Here is an 801-nt window from a genome sequence, read left to right as displayed (position 1 = left end):
GCTTGTGCTCCTTCGTCGCTAATTTTAGCCTGCTATTTTGTGCCGTTTATTACGGCGTTAGCTTTACGTAGAGTATTGGAAATAAAAATGAAAATAAAGACTTTAGTATTGTTTCTGTCTGTTTTGTTAAGTGGATGTAGTACTACATCATTAAAAAAACCGATTTCCAGCAAAAATATAGGTATCCACATTAAATACAATGCTCCCTATACACTATGTCAAGAGTATTACGGTGCGACTGTTTTTAATAATGAAAGTGGTCGTTATGCTCTTGATTCTAACTTAGAGAGCCTAACGATCAATGCTATAAGCCAAGCAATTAACGAATCTGGCAATACTCCAGTAATAATTCCTGTTGAAAAAGATCTTTCGCACTCTGACCTCATGACCTTTAATTCTTGGAATGGTGAACCAACTCTAAATGCTTTTGGTTCAAGCTACCTTGAGAAGTTAGGTGAAACCCATGGCGTTGAGTATATTTTTGTGCGCTTTATTAATGAGCCAATAGAGTGTGATATTAGGCTATCCAACCAGTATTCCGATTATGGTCAAGTTAACCTATATAGTTTGTCTTCATTTAACTTGTTTGATGTTAAAAATGCAAAATACCTAGGTATGGCAAAACCGAAATTTGGTGAAAGTTATTCTTTAAAAATGCCTAAAGATATAAACAGTCTTAGTAAAGATGAATTACTTAAAGCTGTTAAAACCCATTACAACAAGACTTTAGACTATAATTTCAGGTTTCTTTCTAAATCTAAAAACAAGGTATCAACTAATAATTAGTCGCCCCTGAAACCA

At 34.1% G+C, this 801-nt stretch carries 1 protein-coding gene; it reads left to right on the top strand.

Annotated features, from left to right (window positions below; genetic code table 11):
* The coding region (locus D9603_RS21515; RefSeq protein WP_206644536.1) for a hypothetical protein at positions 1 to 786 on the top strand (786 nt) is incomplete at its 5' end.
* Positions 787 to 801 lie beyond the last annotated feature (15 nt).

It is taken from the genome of Pseudoalteromonas sp. PS5 (assembly GCF_004103255.1).
Taxonomy (GTDB): domain Bacteria; phylum Pseudomonadota; class Gammaproteobacteria; order Enterobacterales; family Alteromonadaceae; genus Pseudoalteromonas; species Pseudoalteromonas peptidolytica.
The sequence above is the reverse complement of the archived record's forward strand: the minus strand, read 5'-3'. Positions and strand labels throughout refer to the sequence as shown.